Raw genomic sequence first — 994 nt, 5'->3', positions numbered from 1 at the left:
AAGCTCTCCCAGTTGAACAGGCACCTCGGATTTATAGAAGAAAGGTGGTGCGGGGAGAGTCCATTACAGCCTTCAAATCGTTCGCTGCGCTCACTGGGACGGGCTAAAGCCCGCCCCTTAACCAAACGTTAGAAGGCTTCTGGAAATTATGTGGTTGCATCCAATAGCGCTTACCATCACTACCGTACTGGTCCTTTTCGGCAGCCTGCATATTGCATCAAACATAATTCAATTCATTCCGTTCGTCTTTTCAAACGCAGAACAAATAAATAGCTTGGCAGGGCCATCAGTCATTGCCCTATCAAAGATCCTGCCGGGACTTCTGCTGGGCTGGCTAGCTAAGCGTCAACCTCTAGCTTATGGTGCAATTGCAGGTGCTATCGGCGCACTGCTTTATATGCTTTCACTTAGCGTTAGCTACGAAATTTACTCAAAGCTCGGGCGCATGATAGAGGCAGGTATTATTGTTTCGGTTTCAGCTCTATCGATGTACGAATTACGCAAGAGGTCAACGCCTTCTAACTAGTGGTTCAAGTCGTTCGCTTCGCTCACTCGGGACCGGCTAAAGCCGGCCCCTTAACCAAACGTTATGTTCCTCATCAAGGAATCTCCAAAATGGAAGCTGAAGATTTCTCCAAAGAAACATCCATTAAAATAACCCTCGGCCACCTGCTGCTTGCCTGGGAGGTCTTGTCTGATAAATTCTCAGACTTGAAGTCGCACGACAGTCTTTCAGAAGAAGAAAGAAGAGCCATTTGGGGTTTAGCGGACTTGCTTGAAAACTCGTTAGCTGAAAACGGCGTCACTGGAATGCCCCAAGCAGAATGGGCGGCGCTTATCAGCAAAGCAAAGGAATATATTAAAACGGTCCCTGTTGATTTTCTTGAATAGCCTCGTGCCGTGAGTAACATAACAATTGTATATGGACTCTCCCCACAAGCAGTGAGGACAGCTTTTTTCGATCCTGTCGTCAGCGCGGTTGCATTCGTATATC

The 994-nt window shown here is 47.4% G+C and carries 2 protein-coding genes; both read left to right on the top strand.

What is annotated here, in order from left to right; translation table 11 throughout:
• Positions 1-148 precede the first annotated feature (148 nt).
• Positions 149-526: a hypothetical protein gene (locus ACWKV7_RS23660; RefSeq protein ID WP_483860158.1), complete on the top strand. Its 378-nt coding sequence runs from the start codon at positions 149-151 to the stop codon at positions 524-526.
• Positions 527-615: 89 nt separating this feature from the next.
• Positions 616-891, top strand: coding sequence for a hypothetical protein (locus ACWKV7_RS23655; RefSeq protein WP_483860157.1), 276 nt, complete (start codon positions 616-618; stop codon positions 889-891).
• The last annotated feature ends 103 nt before the right edge of the window (positions 892-994 follow it).

The sequence above is a fragment of the Zestomonas ipomoeae genome (genome assembly GCF_057128665.1).
This window is presented reverse-complemented; position numbering and strand designations above follow the sequence as displayed.

Excerpts from the sequence above, each read along its gene's own strand:
- ACWKV7_RS23660 (WP_483860158.1), top strand. The coding sequence starts at position 149 with ATGTGGTTGCATCCAATAGCGCTTACCATCACTACCGTACTGGTCCTT.
- ACWKV7_RS23655 (WP_483860157.1), top strand. The coding sequence starts at position 616 with ATGGAAGCTGAAGATTTCTCCAAAGAAACATCCATTAAAATAACCCTC.